Origin of the sequence: Limnospira sp. PMC 289.06 (genome assembly GCF_032350395.1) — a bacterium.
GTDB lineage: Bacteria > Cyanobacteriota > Cyanobacteriia > Cyanobacteriales > Microcoleaceae > Limnospira > Limnospira platensis.
This window is the reverse complement of record NZ_JARPLC010000047.1, coordinates 1-16,766: the sequence shown is the minus strand read 5'-3', so window position 1 is coordinate 16,766 and position 16,766 is coordinate 1. Positions and strand designations below refer to the sequence as shown.

The 16,766-nt window shown below is 44.5% G+C and carries 24 protein-coding genes; 11 read left to right on the top strand and 13 right to left on the bottom strand.

The genetic code is table 11. The features are described 5' to 3' along the window. Positions 1–190: 190 nt before the first annotated feature. A complete protein-coding gene (locus P5674_RS11950; RefSeq protein ID WP_043467948.1) occupies positions 191–772 on the top strand; it encodes a hypothetical protein in 582 nt (193 codons plus the stop codon). Between the two features lie 307 nt (positions 773–1,079). On the opposite strand, the gene P5674_RS11945 is transcribed toward P5674_RS11950, so the two are convergent. The 9 genes from P5674_RS11945 to P5674_RS11905 form a co-directional block, all read right to left on the bottom strand. Then, positions 1,080–1,295: a hypothetical protein gene (locus P5674_RS11945; RefSeq protein ID WP_014274131.1), complete on the bottom strand. Its 216-nt coding sequence runs from the start codon at positions 1,293–1,295 to the stop codon at positions 1,080–1,082. Next, positions 1,292–1,534, bottom strand: coding sequence for a hypothetical protein (locus P5674_RS11940; RefSeq protein ID WP_035735238.1), 243 nt, complete (start codon positions 1,532–1,534; stop codon positions 1,292–1,294). The genes P5674_RS11945 and P5674_RS11940 overlap by 4 nt, the downstream gene beginning before the upstream one ends. Before the next feature lie 62 nt (positions 1,535–1,596). Beyond that, positions 1,597–1,815 carry a hypothetical protein gene (locus tag P5674_RS11935; RefSeq protein WP_043467945.1) on the bottom strand — a complete coding sequence of 73 codons (219 nt, stop codon included), beginning with the start codon at positions 1,813–1,815 and terminating at the stop codon, positions 1,597–1,599. A gap of 473 nt (positions 1,816–2,288) precedes the next feature. Beyond that, a complete protein-coding gene (locus P5674_RS11930; protein WP_006615862.1) occupies positions 2,289–2,678 on the bottom strand; it encodes a type II toxin-antitoxin system death-on-curing family toxin in 390 nt (129 codons plus the stop codon). Next, positions 2,671–2,856 carry a hypothetical protein gene (locus P5674_RS11925; RefSeq protein WP_014274127.1) on the bottom strand — a complete coding sequence of 62 codons (186 nt, stop codon included), beginning with the start codon at positions 2,854–2,856 and terminating at the stop codon, positions 2,671–2,673. The genes P5674_RS11930 and P5674_RS11925 overlap by 8 nt, the downstream gene beginning before the upstream one ends. A 297-nt stretch (positions 2,857–3,153) precedes the next feature. Then, the gene (locus P5674_RS11920; RefSeq protein WP_286133245.1) at positions 3,154–3,279 is read right to left on the bottom strand and encodes a hypothetical protein; all 126 of its coding nucleotides are present in this window, start codon (positions 3,277–3,279) and stop codon (positions 3,154–3,156) included. Positions 3,280–3,547: 268 nt separating this feature from the next. Continuing rightward, complete coding sequence (locus P5674_RS11915) at positions 3,548–4,030, bottom strand: hypothetical protein (protein WP_014274126.1); 483 nt, start codon at positions 4,028–4,030, stop codon at positions 3,548–3,550. A gap of 5 nt (positions 4,031–4,035) precedes the next feature. Beyond that, entirely contained in the window at positions 4,036–4,275 is a 240-nt protein-coding gene (locus P5674_RS11910; protein WP_014274125.1) for a hypothetical protein, read from the bottom strand. Positions 4,276–4,471: 196 nt separating this feature from the next. After that, positions 4,472–4,597 carry a hypothetical protein gene (locus P5674_RS11905; protein ID WP_286133244.1) on the bottom strand — a complete coding sequence of 42 codons (126 nt, stop codon included), beginning with the start codon at positions 4,595–4,597 and terminating at the stop codon, positions 4,472–4,474. Positions 4,598–4,841: 244 nt separating this feature from the next. Here P5674_RS11905 and P5674_RS11900 point away from each other — a divergent pair, with 244 nt between their 5' ends. The 8 genes from P5674_RS11900 (at position 4,842) to P5674_RS11865 (ending at position 10,502) form a co-directional block, all read left to right on the top strand. Further along, entirely contained in the window at positions 4,842–5,669 is an 828-nt protein-coding gene (locus P5674_RS11900) for a tetratricopeptide repeat protein (protein WP_014274124.1), read from the top strand. An 81-nt stretch (positions 5,670–5,750) separates the two neighbouring features. Continuing rightward, on the top strand, positions 5,751–6,971 hold the full coding sequence (locus P5674_RS11895) for an RNA-guided endonuclease InsQ/TnpB family protein (protein WP_014274123.1): 1,221 nt from the start codon (positions 5,751–5,753) through the stop codon (positions 6,969–6,971). A 66-nt stretch (positions 6,972–7,037) separates the two neighbouring features. Next, positions 7,038–8,081: a CHAT domain-containing protein gene (locus tag P5674_RS11890; RefSeq protein ID WP_014274122.1), complete on the top strand. Its 1,044-nt coding sequence runs from the start codon at positions 7,038–7,040 to the stop codon at positions 8,079–8,081. 263 nt (positions 8,082–8,344) lie between these two features. Continuing rightward, complete coding sequence (locus P5674_RS11885) at positions 8,345–8,593, top strand: hypothetical protein (protein WP_014274121.1); 249 nt, start codon at positions 8,345–8,347, stop codon at positions 8,591–8,593. Positions 8,594–8,795: 202 nt separating this feature from the next. Next, positions 8,796–9,026, top strand: coding sequence for a type II toxin-antitoxin system Phd/YefM family antitoxin (locus P5674_RS11880; RefSeq protein ID WP_006617784.1), 231 nt, complete (start codon positions 8,796–8,798; stop codon positions 9,024–9,026). After that, positions 9,023–9,412 carry a type II toxin-antitoxin system VapC family toxin gene (locus tag P5674_RS11875; protein WP_014274120.1) on the top strand — a complete coding sequence of 130 codons (390 nt, stop codon included), beginning with the start codon at positions 9,023–9,025 and terminating at the stop codon, positions 9,410–9,412. Before P5674_RS11880 ends, P5674_RS11875 begins: the two co-directional genes overlap by 4 nt. A 191-nt stretch (positions 9,413–9,603) precedes the next feature. Next, entirely contained in the window at positions 9,604–9,837 is a 234-nt protein-coding gene (locus tag P5674_RS11870) for a DUF433 domain-containing protein (protein ID WP_006617783.1), read from the top strand. 8 nt (positions 9,838–9,845) lie between these two features. Then, positions 9,846–10,502 (top strand): Uma2 family endonuclease, encoded by a 657-nt coding sequence (locus P5674_RS11865; protein WP_014274119.1) that lies wholly within the window; start codon positions 9,846–9,848, stop codon positions 10,500–10,502. Positions 10,503–10,638: 136 nt separating this feature from the next. Here P5674_RS11865 and P5674_RS11860 read toward each other — a convergent pair whose 3' ends face one another. The 4 genes from P5674_RS11860 to P5674_RS11845 all read right to left on the bottom strand — a co-directional run bounded on the left by P5674_RS11860 (position 10,639) and on the right by P5674_RS11845 (position 14,422). After that, on the bottom strand, positions 10,639–11,289 hold the full coding sequence (locus P5674_RS11860) for an alpha-ketoglutarate-dependent dioxygenase AlkB family protein (protein WP_315670011.1): 651 nt from the start codon (positions 11,287–11,289) through the stop codon (positions 10,639–10,641). Positions 11,290–11,389: 100 nt separating this feature from the next. Next, positions 11,390–12,286: an ABC transporter permease gene (locus P5674_RS11855; RefSeq protein ID WP_014274114.1), complete on the bottom strand. Its 897-nt coding sequence runs from the start codon at positions 12,284–12,286 to the stop codon at positions 11,390–11,392. Between the two features lie 309 nt (positions 12,287–12,595). Further along, positions 12,596–13,555, bottom strand: a complete 960-nt coding sequence (locus tag P5674_RS11850) for an ABC transporter permease (protein ID WP_014274112.1) — start codon at positions 13,553–13,555, stop codon at positions 12,596–12,598. Between the two features lie 99 nt (positions 13,556–13,654). Continuing rightward, positions 13,655–14,422, bottom strand: coding sequence for a proteasome-type protease (locus P5674_RS11845; RefSeq protein WP_043468855.1), 768 nt, complete (start codon positions 14,420–14,422; stop codon positions 13,655–13,657). Between the two features lie 604 nt (positions 14,423–15,026). Here P5674_RS11845 and P5674_RS11840 point away from each other — a divergent pair. Together P5674_RS11840 and mutT are read left to right on the top strand one after the other, a co-directional pair. Further along, entirely contained in the window at positions 15,027–15,986 is a 960-nt protein-coding gene (locus P5674_RS11840) for an RNA polymerase sigma factor, RpoD/SigA family (protein WP_043467940.1), read from the top strand. A 75-nt stretch (positions 15,987–16,061) separates the two neighbouring features. Then, positions 16,062–16,478, top strand: coding sequence for an 8-oxo-dGTP diphosphatase MutT (mutT, locus tag P5674_RS11835; protein WP_006617775.1), 417 nt, complete (start codon positions 16,062–16,064; stop codon positions 16,476–16,478). The last annotated feature ends 288 nt before the right edge of the window (positions 16,479–16,766 follow it).

The following is a 16,766-nucleotide window of genomic DNA, read 5'->3' as shown; positions in this document are numbered from 1 at the left end:
CGGTCCTCATCCGCCCTCACCCCAGCCCTCTCCCAGAGGGAGAGGGAGCAAGAGGAAGAAGGAGAACCGGATTCAAAGTCCCTCTCCCAACCCTTCGACTTAGCTCAGGGGGAGAGGGATTTAGGGTGAGGGCTACAAAAGTGGGATGCACTCCCCATCGGTTTCTGAACCAATATAAATATAATCTGTCATGAAACATCCAACTTGCCATATCTTGTCACTGGTTTTGATGGTTTCCTCCCTGGGAATAGCGGGCTGTGGCATGAGCTTTCCGTCCCAAACGGCTGAAGTTACCCCTACTGGGCAACTCAATCCATTACCCTCACCGCCAATTATTCAAGTCATGCTCCCAGTGAGTGTCAAAATTGAGTTAAAAGCGGGGGGGAGTGGCAACCATGAATTACTGGGATTTAACCCAGAAACCCGCCAACTGCAACTGGCGGGAGTTTCCCAAGGATTGCCCCTGACGGAAATTGCCAAAATAGAGCGCGATCGCCAGCAAAATCAGGGGGTAGTTCTTGGAAGGGGGCCTAAAATTCGCGGCGAGGATATGGGCAAGCCAGAAACTTGGCGGGTTCCCTTCTCTGCCATGCAGTCTGGGCAGGAAAACCAGATCACAATTCGGGGTCCAGAGGCTTGGGAGGATGATGATTTACAGGGGAAACTCGAACTCCAGGGCGATTATGATTTTATGTTAGATCAGATTATCCCCTTGTCAGAGGATGAAATGGAAATGGTGGTGAATCTGGTGCGTCGTCACCGGGAGGATTAAGTCATAGAGAACCCCCATTTCTCTATTTAATGTGATGGGGTTTCTTGGTTCGTTCACATCAATAAAGATATTCGTATCCCCTGACCTGACCAACATCGCTCTTGATGAATTATCCCGAGGACGGATGAATAGAAATCACTTTAATACTTTGAGTTCGATGGATAGATTTGAGAGGTTTTTCATTTGTTATAAATTCTGTGGCTCCAACGGAGACTGCCGCAGCAATATGTAAAGCATTCATTGCTCCGAGTCCAAACTGGCTAGATTCTTGATAAGCATTTTCAATTATCCTGTTGATATCATTGGCTCAATAAGTGACCGCCTGAAAAAAGGTTTCATAAAACTTGATTTCGCTACTTTGCTGGTTATAAATGGCTTTAGGCAAAACCTCTAATTTTACAAAAATATTAGAGGCAAATTCTCGCCGATCATCTTCTAAAACTTGTAAAGCAAGTTCAGCGATTTCATTTTGACCCCGAGCCGCATAAATTAGCACTCCTGCATCGATAAAAGTTCGGATCATGATGGGTTTAGATATCCTCCACGACGTTCGGCTTTCTCCTGTTCGATTTCTTCCGGAGTTAATAATGGGGGTCCCGACTCTATAATTTCTTGGCGGATTTTTCTGAGTTGTTGTCCTAAGCGGGAACTAGATTGAGTCGGTTTTGGGGTTGGATGAATGACCTCAATAAAAGCAAGAACTTGTTGCTGTTGCTCAGGGTCTAAAGTTTTCCACTTTTCTAATAGTTGTTCGGTGGTCATTTTGCTAAATTCCTTAATCAAGTGGAGTTGATATAATCGGCTATCCAGTCCGGTCCTCGCTCCTATCCCAACGGCTCTAGTTTGCGACTCGCTGCCAGATACTCACAAGCAACTTGCCAGAGGAGAACAGCAATGGCTTTCTCGCCCGGATTTGAGATTTTAGGCGGAATGAGTCGGGAGGAATTGACCCATAATTCCACTTCCGCGCCTTCGGGCAAATGGCAATCTGTTTTCAGGATAAAGGTCCCGTTGTGATAGACCACTTTTAAGGGGTGGGGCATGACCAGAGGACTCCTTTCGGGTGAAACCTAGGGCAGTGAAAAACGCCTAGAGAAACAGAGGCAAGTTGTGTCTATGATAGCAAACGCTATCATTCTCAGCGAACCCAAGGTTGAGTTGCTCCGCAATCCGTTGTTCTATTTCTGGGGTGAGGGATAGGTTCATGGCATCAGCAAGAGCGTGATTACCTTGATTATAGTAGTAGAGAAACGGCAGGGGCGATGAGACTCAAATCATGGCTCTGTCAGGACTTACGCATTTGGGAAGGACCAACCATCAATCTGTAGAGGCGAATTTGACCAATCAATCAATGTCACTGTATTTAATTATAGCGATTCTCAGACTCATGAGGTAAAGCCCTCACCCCAAACCCCTCTCCCATACGGGAGAGGGGCTTTAAAAAGTACCTCACCAATCCACCGAACCGCTATAAAGCCCTCCCCAACCCAATATTTATAAAGGGTTTTAACGCATTTTAAAACTTTTCTTGAATATGTTCCGTTAGATAAGCAATAAGCGTATCTTTGTTGATTTTGTGTTCAGCAACTTGAATCATTAAATCATAAGCCTTATCTTGAGAGAGTTGTAGCTGATAATGATTAACCTCCAGAAAGGCGATCGCCGTAGCCAGATCGGTTCGTTTATTGCCATCTAGAAAAGGGTGATTCATACAGATATGGAATAAGTAGGCAGCGGCTTGGGCGGGAATGTTTGGATGTAGATATTGCCCACCAAAGGTTGCTTGAGGTTGGGCTAGGGCAGATTCAAGCAGTTCTTGATCGCGGATGCCATGGAACCCACTAAACTGATCGATCTGAGCCTGATGGATTTTCAGGACGCTAGTCAGGGGTACGAATTTAGGCATCTGCAAGGCGACGATAAACCTCCTCCCATTGCGGCAATGTATCTAAATAGGCTTGGAAGAAGGGGTCTTCCTCAACTTTTTCTTGGGATTTTATTGGGCGAATATTTTCTAAAATAACCTCCAGGGTTGACTCAGGTAAGGAGTCTAGTTCTTTGATAATTTGTTCTTTGAGGGTCATATTTTTTTATCGTTAATTCAGTAATAACATTGCCGAATGGTGAAACCTAGGGGGTGAAAAACGCCTAGGGAAACAGAGGCAAGTTGTGTCTATGATAGCAACCGCTATCATTCTCAGCGAACCCAAGGAAGCCGCCAACAGGGGCCGCTTCACAGACAGAATTGGTTCCCATTATTGACCCGGGTTCGGTTGCTGTAAACGGTTGAAGATGCGATCGCAGACCACTTCTCCCTCTATAACTTGTCCCTGTTCAATTGGAGTGGCACTCATCGCCATTTCCTGACGCAGTTCACTCAGCTATTGCTGGCGTTGGTCCAGGAGTTCTAGGGCGGCTAAGATGACCTCATGGGTGGATTGGTCATGTCCTGGGTTGAGTTGATCCGCAATCCGTTGTTCTATTTCTGGGGTGAGTGATAGGTTCATGACACCAGCAAGAGTGTGATTCCCGTGATTATAGTCGTGGAGAAACAGCAGGGGCGATGAGACTCAAATCATGGCTCTGTCAGGACTTACGCATTTGGGAAGGGCCAACCATCAATCTGTAGAGGCGATTCGCGAATCGCCCCTATATTTAGGGTTCATGTCCTGTCTGTGGCGGTTGGGGCGACTCAATTTCTGCGCCTTCGGGCAATAATAAAGGAGAGGCAGTTACAGGGAGAGTTGAGCCATGACTGGACGTTTAATTCCTAATCTAATTATCAAAAATCTCATCAAAAATTTCTCGCTTGACTCGAAAATTGATTTCTGTGATTTTTTGATACAAAACATCAAAATCTGAAATATTAATCTGACCTTCTAAGTGTAATTTGCGAACCACTGCCAAAGTTCCTTTAACATTTAAGCCCAATCTTTTAGCATCCTTTCTAGCCGCAAAATCATCAAGAATTATATAATCTGCTTGTAACTCTATTGCCAAAGAAATGGCCTCTGATTCCCCTCGGCCTAGCCTATCATTTAAACGATTCGCCAAAGATAGTAATTTAAGTTCTTGGACTAATAATTGCTGATTTAAAATCAGTCGATTAACGTATTTTGATGCTGAATCTGGTTTGGCATTGATTTCTAATTGCACCCCTAGGGGGATATAAAACTGATGGGCGTCATTGATAAAATTTTCTAGGAAGTCTAATCTAGCCAGGAAAATTAACGGAGAACAATTGAAAACAATTTTCATCGTTTTTACCAAGTTTTTTCCATTTTAATATCTTCAGGGGTAAGATAAGAGAAATTGATACTCATCATTTCCAAAATCTTTAAAAGCATTTCGGGTTCTATCTCCATAATTTCTGCTCCTTTCTGAAGGCTAATTAATCGAGAAACTAAAGCACCGACGACAAAAACAAATTTTTCCTTTTGTTCGATATCATTAAACAGTTGCACTTCGGCAGCAATTTCTTGAAATTGGGTTGTGTTTTTCATGATTTTTTCTGGTTTTGTTTTCAGTGATTATGAATCCGAATACCCATTGATAGTCCGAGCAATATCGATGCTATCGGGTCGAGGAAAAATGATGTAAACGGTTGAGGATGCGATCGCAGACCACTTCTCCATCTATAACTTGTCCCTGTTCAATTGGAGTGGCACTCATCGCCATTTCCTGACGCAGTTCACTCAGCTATTGCTGGCGTTGGTCCAGGAGTTCTAGGGCGGCTAAGATGACCTCATGGGTGGATTGGTCATGTCCTGGGTTGAGTTGAGCCGCAATCCGTTGTTCTATTTCTGGGGTGAGGGATAGGTTCATGGCACCAGCAAGAGTGTGATTACCTTGATTATAGTCGTGGAGAAACGGCAGGGGCGATGAGACTCAAATCATGGCTCTGTCAGGACTTATGCATTGGGGAAGGGCCAACCATCAATCTGTAGAGGCGATTCGCGAATCGCCCCTACATTTAGGGGTTATGTCCTGTCTGTGGCGGTTGGGGCGACTCAATTTCTGCGCCTTCGGGCAATAATAGAGGAGAGGAAGTCACAGGGAGAGTTGAGCCATGACTGGACGCTGGGTAAGTTCGCTGTTGACGGTTTCGCTGCTGTTGGGCATGGGGTCTCTGTCGCCTTGGGTGGAGGCACAGACGGTTTTGGTGCAGGGGAGACTGTCGCAAAGGGAGGTTGAGGAACTGTTACAGGAAGCCCTTAAACAGACACGACAGGGGCAACCTGTGCAGGCGATTGAGACGTTTGAGCGTGTTTTAGAAGCGGCTCGACAATGGCAACATCGGCAGTTGGAAGCTGTAGCCCTTTTAGGGATTGGTCGAAATTATAACCGGATCGGACAAAGACAAAAGGCTTTAGAGTTCTATGAACAAGCACTGATTCCTTTTCGAGAGACGAATAACAGATCAGGGGAAGCCACCATCCTCACTAACATTGGCTTGGTGTACAATGCCTTGGGCAACCGGACTAAATCTTTGGACTATTTCAATCAGGCTTTGCCAATTTTCCGAGAAGTGGGCGATCGATCAGGAGAAGCCACCACTCTCAGCAACATAGCGTCTGTCTACCGAGACACCAATCAACCGGACAAAGCCATCACCCACTGGGAAGACTCCCTCAACATCCTCCTCTCCCTGCGTAGTGAACTGCAAAAAGAATTCCGGGAGACTTTCCTCCAAACCAATCGCGGCCCCGCCGTCGCCCTGGTTGACATCCTCATCGACCAAAACCAGCCCCAACGCGCCTTTGAATGGGCGAACCGCTTCACCACCTACGAACTCGCCGATTATAACCGTCTCATCGGTGTGAGAGTCGCCAACCCCGAAGCCCAAGCCGCCCTCGATGACCGAAAAATTGGGTACAAGCCCCGTCCTTTAGCGTAGCGGAGGACGGCTTTTTGGGTTTAACTTTATCATTCTGTCAATTTGGTGTTAGTATTTGATGCAAGAGCAAGCGCTGTCAAAATGTTCGTACTCGAATACAAAGTCAAGCCCAAGCCACGTCAAATTGAAGCCATCAACGAAGCTATTCGGACCACTCAATTTGTTCGAAATAAAGTTTTGCGTTATTGGATGGACAATCGGGGTGTAGGCAAGGTTGAGTTATTTAGATACAACACGAGATTAAGAAAAGAGTTTAATTTTGTTAACGATTTAAACTCCCATGCTTGCCAAGCTGCTGTTGAGAGAACCTTAAGAGCAATTACTCGTTTTTACGAAAATTGTCAAAATAACGTCAAAGGTAAAAAGGGTTATCCTCAATTCAAAAAACACTCTCGTTCAGTTGAGTATAAAGTCTCTGGATGGAAACTATCAGACGATAAACGTCATATTACCTTTACAGATAAAAAGGGTATAGGTCAACTTAAGTTGATAGGTTCTAGGGACATTAATTACTACCAACCTGAGCAAATTAAGCGGGTCAGGATTATTAACCGTGCCGATGGATATTATGTTCAATTCTGCATTAAATTAGACCCTAGAGATACCATAAAACCTTTAAATCCCTCTAAACAAGCAACAGGTATTGATGTCGGTTTAAAATTCTTTTTAGTTGATGCACAAGGAAATCAAGTTGATTGTCCCCAGCTTTATCGTCAATCAGAAAAACAATTAAATCGTCTCAATAAAAGAAAGTCTAAAAAATACCGCAAAGGTCAAAAACAATCCCGGAATTATCACAAAGCTAGACAAGGATATGCCAAAAAGCATTTAAGAGTAAGCAGACAGCGAGAAGAGTTTGTCAAGAGCGTGGCACTCCGTTTAATCCAATCTAACGATTTGGTAGTTTGTGAAGACTTAAATATTCGAGGTATGGTTAAAAATCATCGTTTAGCTAAGTCGATAACTGATGCAGGATGGGCTACTTTTAGACGATGGTTAGAGTATTTTGGGGAGAAGTACGGCAAGTTAGTGATTGCTGTTCCACCTCATAATACTTCTCAAAATTGCTCTAATTGTGGGCAAAAAGTCGAGAAGTCGTTATCTACTCGTACTCATGTATGTCCTAACTGTGGATATATAGATTGTCGTGATAGAAACGCAGCCATCAACATCTTGCAAAAAGGATTAAGTATGGTGGGGCGCACCAAATCTCAAGCTTCAGGAGACTTGTCCTCTAGTTGTGTTGGAGAAATCCTGCTCAATTACGGTGAGTCTGTGAATGAAGAATCCCCCCGCCTTTAGGCAGGGGAGCGTCAAAGCCTCAGCGTCCAGAAAGTCCCCATCGATGCCGATGAATTTAACAACTGGGTGACAGACTATCGCCAGATGCTCCAAAGCCGCAATTCTGGCTATCGTCGGGTTTCCGCCTCCCTCTACGACCACCTGATCCGCCCGGTTGCCCAAGACATTGAGGCACTCAACCCCCAACAACTCGCCATCATCGCCACCGGGTCCCTGCGACAATTCCCCTTTGAAACCCTCCGGGACTCACAAACCGACCGTTTCCTCCTGCAACAGTACCCCATCCATTACCTCACTCGTCTCTCCAGTCGTTCCCTCCTCGCCAATCCTTCCCCCTCCCGGTTTCTCACCTTTCCCCTGTGGACGATTCCCCTCCTCCTGGGAGTCCTGGGCATTGGCGCGACGGTCAAACACCATTGGAAACTGGGGGGAACCTTGCTCACCGTCGCCCTAGTCACCGCCACCCTTTCCCCCCGCTTCTCTGGGGACTACCGAGTGCTAGGCTTTGCCAATCCCCAACCCCTAGACCCCTTTAACCTCCCGGGAACCGAAGCCGAAGTCGATGCCCTCCTCCGCCTCGCCCCAGAGAGTGAGATTTACCGCCACCAACAGGCCACCTTGGAGGTGTTCAAACGTCAATCCCCCCGTCATCGCTATCTGCATCTAGCCACCCACGGCTGTTTTCAGCAATTGGGTTGTTGTTTGGGAGAGACTTGTGCCGATGACGAGCAACGAGAAATCCACATGAACCCCAACACCCTGTTATTTGCCGATGGAGAATATCCCCTAGCGGATGCGGCGTTACTGGGGTTACAGGATACGCAATTGGTGGCCTTAACCGCCTGTCAGACGGCGTTACAGACCAATATCGATGGAGATGCGATTATGGGGATGGCTTATATTTGGGAACGTGCCGGGGCCCGGGCATTGATGGCGACGTTGTGGAATGTGGATGACCAGGCGACAGAGGCAGTGACAACGGAATTTTATCGTCTGGTGATGCAGGAGGGGTTAACCAAGGTGGAGGCGTTGCGTCAGGCGAAGTTAAGTCAGTCTCACCGTCATCCCTTTTTCTGGTCGCCGTTGGTGTTAATTGGCGACCCCCGTTAGGGAGTCACCACCAGAACCAGAACTATAGAGTTGACTGTAGACCGTTGGGGTTCCCCAACTCTAAACTAGAAAAGAGTTACCTTGTAAGTTGTGGGTTCTATTTCTGACGAAACCCCATTTCTGGAAACCCTTAAAGATGGGCGCACTTTTCGCGCCTAATAGCTAGAATCTAGGAAGGAGGGCAACCCGACGTCAATTATTTGCTCTCATCGGACCACATTAGTTTTTGGCAAGGAGGGTCTCGACGAGAGTTTTCCCGTTTAATGAATCGGATAAGTCAGCATTCTCTATTGTCAGAGATTCTCCAATGCCTTGCCTCGGCTCCCATTTTACCCTTTGATGTGCAGGCGATCGCAGTTTTCCAGGAGCTACGAAGCGCAAAAAATTCGAGTCTCTACAATGGATCTGAGAATGGCGGCGATCGCGGGATAGGGCGATCGGGTTTTGTTAACCCGAAACCTCCAAGATTTCAGGAAAGTCCCAGGCTTAACAATTCAAGATTGGACAGTTGATTAACGCGCCCATCAGGTCATCTCCCACTTATTCACGCATCCTGACCCGAAACCGGGTTTCTGGAACAACGGGTAATGGTTATTTAATCGGATTAGATATGACTTCGGAAATACCGTAGGTCAGGACTCCGGGAATTTCTAATCAGCTAAAATTCAGCGGTGCGACATTTACAAGATTTTTTCACCCTCCAGGAGGTAACCGATGACAGAAATTACGACCCATGAACTGCCTCAAATTCTCCAGAATCTCTTTTTAGAAGTCGAACGCACTAAAACCCCCATTACGGTCATCCATGAAGGCAAACCCTTAGTGATTATCTATCCCGCCACTCCCTCAGATGAACGCCCCGCTTTTGGGGTAATGAAGGGAAGCGGTGAAATTTTAGGAGATATAATTACTCCAGATCCTCAACCCTGGGATGTGCTGCAATGAAACTGCTGCTAGATACCCACATTTGGCTGTGGTATTTACTGGGAAACCAACGCTTATCAAGCCAACTTCAAACTACAATTGTCGCTCCTAATACTGAACTTTGGCTGAGTCCAATTAGCATTTGGGAAACATTGATTTTAGCAGAAAAAAAACGGATATCTTTACATCCTGACCCGATTACATGGGTTAACTTAGCTTTGAAAACACTGAAAACTCGTGAAGCTGAGATGAATTATGCCATTGCTATTTTAAGTCGCCAGATTTCCCTACCCCATCAAGACCCAGCCGACAGATTTATTGTAGCCACCGCTATGTACTATGGGTTAACACTGGCTACAGTTGATGCTAATATTATCAGCAATTCAGCGATCGAAACCGTTAGTTAAGCAATAGTCTAGCTTGATATTGCGTCAGGCGAAATTAAGTCAGTCTCACCGTCATCCGTTTTTCTGGTCGCCCTTGGTGTTGATTGGCGACCCCCGGTAGTCCAGACGCTGGGTTAGGACTCGGGGAATTTCTAGTAAACTAAAATTAACGACACCGTGAATCGAACCGAATCACAAGGAAACCATCAAGTATGAGCGAACTACTTTCCAGAATTACCGTTAATCCTAGACAATGTGGCGGTCGCCCCTGTATCCGAGGAATGAGAATCCGAGTATCCGATGTCCTGGACTTGTTTGCCTCCGGTTTAAGTCAGGGAGAAATCCTTGAAGAAATGCCTGATCTCGAAGCTGGTGATCTCAAGGCTTGTCTAATCTATGCGGCTCGTAAACTAAACCACCCCCGTTTGAATCTGTTAAGCATTTAAAGATGAGCATGAATCCACTCTCTACGTTAGTCGCCAGCGATTCCTGGGTTCTTGCTACCTGGAATGAGTACCTGAGTGCTTTGGATGACCCCGCCCACGCTAAATCCAAAGGCTATTACAGCAATGGGCGAATGCGATTAGAAATGCAACTCTCCGTAGGTTTTGACCACAGCAACAATCATGCAATTATCGCCCTTGCTATTAATCTCTATGGCATTTTGAAAAGCATTCCGTTCACAATTGTGGGCAACTGTTCTTTCCGTAAAACTGGCTATGTCGAATTTCAGCCGGATTTAGCTTGTTACGTTGGCACCAACGCAACCGCCATCCCGAGGGGCACTGACATTGTAAATCTGGAAGAGTATCCGGTGCCGGATTTGGTGGTGGAGGTGGCAAAATCATCCCTGCTGGACGATCGCACCGTTAAGCGAGTGCTGTATGAAGATGTCGGGATTGCTGAATATTGGATTGTGAACGTCGAAACAGGGGAGGTTTTGGCGTATCAGATGAGCGATCGCGGTAGTCAACGAATTGATGTCTCTTTGATGTTTCCAGGACTAGAGATAGCGACCCTAGACCAAGCGCTACAACGGAGTCGCAACCAAGACCAGTCCCAAGTTGGAGCCTGGTTAATGGCGCAGTTTCAGTCCCCTGAACAGGGATAATGGAGACTGGAATAGTCCTGCATCCCAATGAGCCAAAGCCTCTATGCTGAAATTCACACCTAAATCTAGCTTAGGGGTGGGCGCGAGATGGTTTGTGGCTAAGGCGATCGCCTCCTAAATATCTGATTTATTGTGATTATTTAACCATTCTAAAAGTTAAATTAATTCGCGGTTCCACAACTTGGGAAGTTTTGGGTATTTGATGTTGCCAAAAGTGCTGAGTCTCCCCTTTCATTAACAGCAGACTACCGCTGGTTAAGTCAATATTAAATTTCCGGTTTTTGTGGATTTTATGCTTCCCAGAAAAGCGACGAGTTCCCCCTAGGCTGACTGACGCTATCATCGGATTTTTACCTAGTTCTGGTTCGTCATCGCTATGCCACGACATACTATCTTTTCCATCCCGATAGAGATTAATTAGAACACTATTAAAAGTCACTTCCGCTATATCTTCAACCTGGGATTTGATTGATTTAAGTGTCGGGTTCCAGGGTTGTGCATGATGTTTGATGCCTGAATATGTATAGGATTTTCCTGCATCTGCATACCAAGCTGTCAGTCTCGGTATGGGTCTGATTTTTCCAAATATTTTAATCTGTTCTTGTCTCCAATTAAGGGATTTATACAACTCCCAAAATAAGCGATCGCTTTCTGTCAACGTCAAAAAATTGCCATACAATATGACCAAACCATCAGTATCAATAATCACTTTTTTACCTAAATCCTTCACTGAACTAGGATGGCTGATATCTGGTTGATTATCCCACAGTCTCATTTGCTGATACATAATTCCACCAAAATCAAAATTAATTACTGAAAAATGCTGCTTTTATCTGATTACCCATATTTTAGCATAAACGCCTATTTCTCAGTGCCAATTATCAGGATTAAACATGAGATTTGGGGTCTAGTGCATCTCGTAATCCATCGCCAATATAGTTAATACTAATTACTGTTAAAAAAATGGCAGCACCGGGAAATATAACCATGTGCGGCGCGGTTTCTATGTAGTTTTGGGCATCATATAACATCCTTCCCCAGGTGGGAATATCTGGGGGAAATCCTAACCCTAGAAAACTTAGGGTTGATTCCGTGATAATTGCTGTTCCTACTGATAGGGTCGCTGCGACAATAATCGGAGTCAGAACATTCGGGAGAATATGAACTAAAATTAAACGGTGCGGTTTAGCCCCGATCGCCTTAGCTGCTATCACAAAATCCATCTCTCTCGTTGACCAAAAACTCGCCCGCACTAATCGGGCTACAGACATCCAATTAAGTCCCCCTACTACTAATACAATTAAAATGAAAATTCCCGCTTCGGAACCGGCGATCGCTCTCATCGGTTCCCGAAATAAGTAAATTACTAATAATAATATCGGCAGTTGCGGTAACGCTAAAAATAAATCCGTTACTCCCATTAATATACTATCTATAATACCTCCATAAAATCCGGCGATCGCACCCATGAAAGTTCCTAAAGCGATCGCCACTAACATCGCCGCCAAACCCACCGCTAAAGAAATGCGTCCACCCCTCAGAATCCTCGCTAATTGGTCTTGTCCTAAATCATTAGTACCAAAGGGATGATTCCAACTAGGAGGTAACACAGAATTACCAAAATCAATCCGATCCGTTGGTGTCGTATAAATCATTGGACCGAATATAATAGACACTATAATCAGTAGTAACACACAACTACCAATTACCGCCATTTTATCCCGCCGAAATCTTACCCATATATCTGACAATACACTGCGGGTTTTCAACACATCATTAGTCATATCACCTTTAATATTTTGCCGATTAATTCATTAACCTTTATTTTATCTGATCAAGTTGATGTTTTCATCAATTTAAAAAAAATTGTTCATCCAGATCAGGGCTGAGGGTTGACAAGTGCGGGCAACTAATGATACTATATTGACAGATAGGTTAAATAATTGGGTATTGGCATAAATAAAAATTTTGCAACTATTCCCATTATGTAAAATGATATCACAAGTCAAGCCAAAAAGCCACCACCCCCGCCAAAAAAAATTTTTTGCAACATTTCTTAACATTTCTTTACATAACTTAACAATCATCCTGAGCTATTTATATTGAACGCGAGGGTCTAAAAATCCATAGAGTATATCAGCAATGAGGTTAAAAAACACGACCAAAACCGCATAAACAAAGGTAATACCCATGACGACTGGGGTATCACTACGATAAATAGAATTGACCAAAAGCGCGCCAATTCCGGGGACTCTAAACACCTGCTCTGTAACCAATGCGCCCGTAAAAATTTCCGGGATATTTAAAGCCATTAAAGTGATAACAGGAATTAAAGCATTGCGTAAGACATGAAAGTTAATCACCTGAAAATTAGGTAATCCTTTAGCGTGTGCGGTGCGGACATAATCGCGGTTTAACTCCTCCAAGATAGCCGACCGAATAAATCGCATTAACACGGCTGATTGGAATAATGCCAATACCGAAATTGGCATTATTGACTGTTGAATTTGTTGCCAGAATGTGGATAAGTTAGTAACCTGTAGGTTACTATTATAGATAAACGGAAACCAGTTGAGATTAACACTAAAGATAATAATAAATAACAGCCCCGTAAAAAAAGGTGGCAGGGAGAATCCCAAAAAAGCGAAGGTGGTAGCTAGTTGGTCAAATAGTGAATAGCGCTTGATGGCGGAAATTATGCCCAAGGGGAAAGCGATAATGACTGCCAAAAGATACGCAGAACCAGCTATCCAGAGGCTGGTGGGTAGTCGTTGGCTAATTAGTTCACTGACAGGAACCCTGCTGGTAAAAGAGTAGCCCATATCCCCTTGTAAAAATGACCAAGCCCACTTAAAATAGCGAATCCATATCGGCTGATCTAAACCTAGCGATCGCCTAATATTTTCGCGAACTTCGGCGGTAATAGAAGGGTTAGAGGCGAACTCTCCCATAGGGTCGCCGGGGGCTAATGCCAAGACTAGAAATAATACAACACTAATGGCTATCAAAGTAGGAATAGCAGTTAATAAGCGATTAATAATATATCTAGTCATCGGTTAATTTTGATGATGGATTAGATAGATAGATTGAGTGATATAGACAAGGTAAGCCTGGGGTGAGGTTTACCTTGTCTGAGGGATATTTGCCCCAACTCAGTCAATCAGAATATCCTCAGAGGATTGGTCTTCCCGGTGTTGCCAGTTGATGCTGGGAATGTGTTCAAAGGCTTGTTTAAGGGAGTCTTCCCACATTTTCCTAATTTTGGCTAGGTAGGGGTCTCCCAGACGCAGACGCAGCCAGTTATCAATTACAAAAGTATCTCTTTCATACATAGCCAGATTGATAGGGGGACCCACAGAGATATTAGACTTCATGGTAGAGTCAATAGACAAAAGGGCACATTTAGCGGCCGCCTCTAATTGGGTATTAAAACTGAGGGTACGATCTAAAATGGGTTTACCATATTTGGTCTCCCCAATTTGCAGGAAGGGGGTGTCCTTGGTGGCATGGATGAAGTTGCCTTGATTATAGATCAGGAATAGGGCGGGGTCTTGACCTTTAATCTGACCAGCTAAGAGCAAGGTGCAACTAGCATCAATGTTATGCTTTTTGAGGGAGGCTTCATCAAATTCTTGCATTCGCCGCAGTTGACCACCTACATAACGAGCGACATCATACATCGATTCGAGGTTATGGAGATTTTGATTGTCGTTAATTTTGAGGTCTTTCTCTAGTGTGCTGATAATTCCCTGGGTGATAGATAGGTTTCCGGCGGTAGAGAGTAAAATCACCCTTTCCCCAGGATTAGAAAAATCAAATAGTTTGCGATAGGTAGAAATGTAATCAACTCCTGCGTTGGTGCGGGAGTCGGCAGCCATTACAAAGCCGTAAGAAGTAATTATACCGAGACAGTAGGTCATAACCGGAGGAAGTGATAAGGGCATATTGACATTCCCCGCGTTTCATAGAGACGGGGAGATTATTAGGATTAGTAGGGTGCGTCAGATTGAGAAAAATAACCGGATAACCGAAAACTATCCACAACTGACACACCTTACAGACAGACCCAGTTGGCTGAGGATTGATTGCTGGCCACCCCTATAGGGTGGGGCTTTACCCCAAATTATTGGTCACTTCTGACAATACCTCACTATTGAACCTAGAAACAATGCACAGTTTGTAGCTGACTATCCCCTGGGACGGATATGGCGAGGGGGCTAAAATTATCCGCTCACGATCCCATTTTGTTTTCCATGATGCAATTGCAGAATTGATTACGGGCTACCCTCAAACCAATTGATTTGGCAAATTATAAAAATTCAATCGAAAAAAGGATGGTCATTTGGTCTCATAAATGTTAACATTCGTAACATAACGTTGAGTAATGTAAACGCCTTGGCGTTGATAGGCGCTGGGCTACTAAGGATGCCTGGCTGCTACATCGGAGAAAAGCGTGATTGCCCGTCGCTTTTATTTCCAGTTCAAGTTATGGGCTTAATTTGTCAGAGCTATCGGGGAGATGCCATGAAAACTGCTAAAACCTCGGACACCGACTCGGTGCGGGCCTACCTGCGAGAAATTGGTCGTGTTCCTCTGCTGACCCATGAGCAAGAAATTGTCTATGGTAAACAGGTACAACAGGCAACTTTATTGCAGGAAAAACGCAATGAGTTGGCTAAACAATTAGCCTATGAACCTACTGAGGCTCAATGGGCTGAATTAGTTAACTTGTCTGTGGCACAATTGCAACATATCTTGCATCAGGGTCAATTAGCCAAGCGTAAGATGGTAGAGGCTAATCTGCGTCTGGTGGTCTCTGTGGCCAAAAAGTATATCAAGCGCAATGTGGATCTGCTCGATCTCATTCAGGAAGGTACTATCGGGATGCAACGAGGAGTTGAAAAGTTCGATCCTACTAAGGGTTATCGGTTTTCTACCTATGCCTATTGGTGGATTCGACAAGCCATTACCCGCGCGATCGCTGAAAAAGGCCGTACTATTCGCTTGCCGATTCATATCACAGAAAAACTTAATAAAATCAAAAAGGCACAACGTCAACTTGCACAACAGTTAGGCCGAGCAGCTACTATGAATGAATTGGCTGCTGAGTTGGATCTCACTCCTAAGCAGATTCGTGAGTATCTCGAAAAATCACGTCTTCCTTTATCTCTCGATCTGCGGGTTGGTGATAATCAGGATACGGAATTGGTTGACCTGTTGGAAGATACTACCAATTCCCCTGAGCAGTTTGCTCTTAATTCTTCTTTGCGATCAGATTTAGAATCTTTGATGACTGATCTTACTGACCAGCAACGACAGGTTTTAGCTCTGCGCTTTGGTTTGGATGATGGACAGACTTTAACTCTCGCTAAAATTGGCGATCGCCTTAATATCAGTCGTGAAAGAGTCCGACAAATTGAACGGGAGGCTTTGACCAAACTTCGTAAGCGCAAACAGGATGTTAATGATTACCTAGCTAGTTAATAATCTACTTTTTTTGATTCTACTCTGGGGAAATTAACTATTTCCCCAGTTGTTTTCACTATCACTCAATCTCTCATGTCTGAAACCTTATCTGCTGTTCCCCATAAATCTATTGGTGTTGCTGTGATCTGGAACGATGACGGACATATTTTGATTGATAAACGTCTTCCTCAAGGTGTTATGGGCGGACTTTGGGAGTTTCCTGGTGGTAAAATTGAACCCGGTGAAACTGTTCAAGATTGTATCCGACGCGAAATTTCTGAGGAAATTGGCATTGCGATCGCTGTCCAAGACCATCTGATCACTGTTGAACACTCCTATAACGATTTTCGGATTACACTTGAAGCCTATAACTGCACTCATCTCTACGGAGTACCTAAAACAATAGAATGTCAAGAAATTCGCTGGGTTACTTTGGCAGAAATTGATCAGTTTTCCTTTCCTCAAGCTAATCAGAAGATTATTGCCGCTCTTCGACAGCTACATTGTTAACTTTTGTAACGAAATTTTAAGAAATGTTAAAATTTTCGCTTTTTTGGGGGGAGGGGTGGCTTTTTCGGTGCAGTTGCGGTACTATTTTAATATAATGGGATGGTTGCACTTTTTTTATTTTTGCAAATATCCCATTATTCAGCGTATTGTCAATATATTACCGCTAATCCTCACCCCTGTCAACCCCTCAAGCGCGAATTTTCCGAAGTGAACTACCCCACCCTGCCGCCCTAGAGGATGGGGCTTCCTGATTCAACGGGAACTGCATCTAACAAAACCGATGTTTTG

Excerpts from the sequence above, each read along its gene's own strand:
- P5674_RS11850 (WP_014274112.1), bottom strand. The coding sequence starts at position 13,555 with ATGACTAGATATATTATTAATCGCTTATTAACTGCTATTCCTACTTTG.
- P5674_RS11845 (WP_043468855.1), bottom strand. The coding sequence starts at position 14,422 with ATGACCTACTGTCTCGGTATAATTACTTCTTACGGCTTTGTAATGGCT.
- P5674_RS11900 (WP_014274124.1), top strand. The coding sequence starts at position 4,842 with ATGACTGGACGCTGGGTAAGTTCGCTGTTGACGGTTTCGCTGCTGTTG.
- P5674_RS11840 (WP_043467940.1), top strand. The coding sequence starts at position 15,027 with ATGAAAACTGCTAAAACCTCGGACACCGACTCGGTGCGGGCCTACCTG.
- P5674_RS11950 (WP_043467948.1), top strand. The coding sequence starts at position 191 with ATGAAACATCCAACTTGCCATATCTTGTCACTGGTTTTGATGGTTTCC.
- P5674_RS11915 (WP_014274126.1), bottom strand. The coding sequence starts at position 4,030 with ATGAAAATTGTTTTCAATTGTTCTCCGTTAATTTTCCTGGCTAGATTA.
- P5674_RS11865 (WP_014274119.1), top strand. The coding sequence starts at position 9,846 with ATGAATCCACTCTCTACGTTAGTCGCCAGCGATTCCTGGGTTCTTGCT.
- P5674_RS11895 (WP_014274123.1), top strand. The coding sequence starts at position 5,751 with ATGTTCGTACTCGAATACAAAGTCAAGCCCAAGCCACGTCAAATTGAA.
- P5674_RS11945 (WP_014274131.1), bottom strand. The coding sequence starts at position 1,295 with ATGATCCGAACTTTTATCGATGCAGGAGTGCTAATTTATGCGGCTCGG.
- P5674_RS11925 (WP_014274127.1), bottom strand. The coding sequence starts at position 2,856 with ATGACCCTCAAAGAACAAATTATCAAAGAACTAGACTCCTTACCTGAG.
- P5674_RS11935 (WP_043467945.1), bottom strand. The coding sequence starts at position 1,815 with ATGCCCCACCCCTTAAAAGTGGTCTATCACAACGGGACCTTTATCCTG.
- P5674_RS11875 (WP_014274120.1), top strand. The coding sequence starts at position 9,023 with ATGAAACTGCTGCTAGATACCCACATTTGGCTGTGGTATTTACTGGGA.
- P5674_RS11910 (WP_014274125.1), bottom strand. The coding sequence starts at position 4,275 with ATGAAAAACACAACCCAATTTCAAGAAATTGCTGCCGAAGTGCAACTG.
- mutT (WP_006617775.1), top strand. The coding sequence starts at position 16,062 with ATGTCTGAAACCTTATCTGCTGTTCCCCATAAATCTATTGGTGTTGCT.
- P5674_RS11905 (WP_286133244.1), bottom strand. The coding sequence starts at position 4,597 with ATGAACCTATCCCTCACCCCAGAAATAGAACAACGGATTGCGGCTCAA.
- P5674_RS11870 (WP_006617783.1), top strand. The coding sequence starts at position 9,604 with ATGAGCGAACTACTTTCCAGAATTACCGTTAATCCTAGACAATGTGGC.
- P5674_RS11920 (WP_286133245.1), bottom strand. The coding sequence starts at position 3,279 with ATGAACCTATCACTCACCCCAGAAATAGAACAACGGATTGCGGATCAA.
- P5674_RS11855 (WP_014274114.1), bottom strand. The coding sequence starts at position 12,286 with ATGACTAATGATGTGTTGAAAACCCGCAGTGTATTGTCAGATATATGG.
- P5674_RS11930 (WP_006615862.1), bottom strand. The coding sequence starts at position 2,678 with ATGCCTAAATTCGTACCCCTGACTAGCGTCCTGAAAATCCATCAGGCT.
- P5674_RS11940 (WP_035735238.1), bottom strand. The coding sequence starts at position 1,534 with ATGACCACCGAACAACTATTAGAAAAGTGGAAAACTTTAGACCCTGAG.
- P5674_RS11860 (WP_315670011.1), bottom strand. The coding sequence starts at position 11,289 with ATGTATCAGCAAATGAGACTGTGGGATAATCAACCAGATATCAGCCAT.
- P5674_RS11885 (WP_014274121.1), top strand. The coding sequence starts at position 8,345 with ATGAATCGGATAAGTCAGCATTCTCTATTGTCAGAGATTCTCCAATGC.
- P5674_RS11880 (WP_006617784.1), top strand. The coding sequence starts at position 8,796 with ATGACAGAAATTACGACCCATGAACTGCCTCAAATTCTCCAGAATCTC.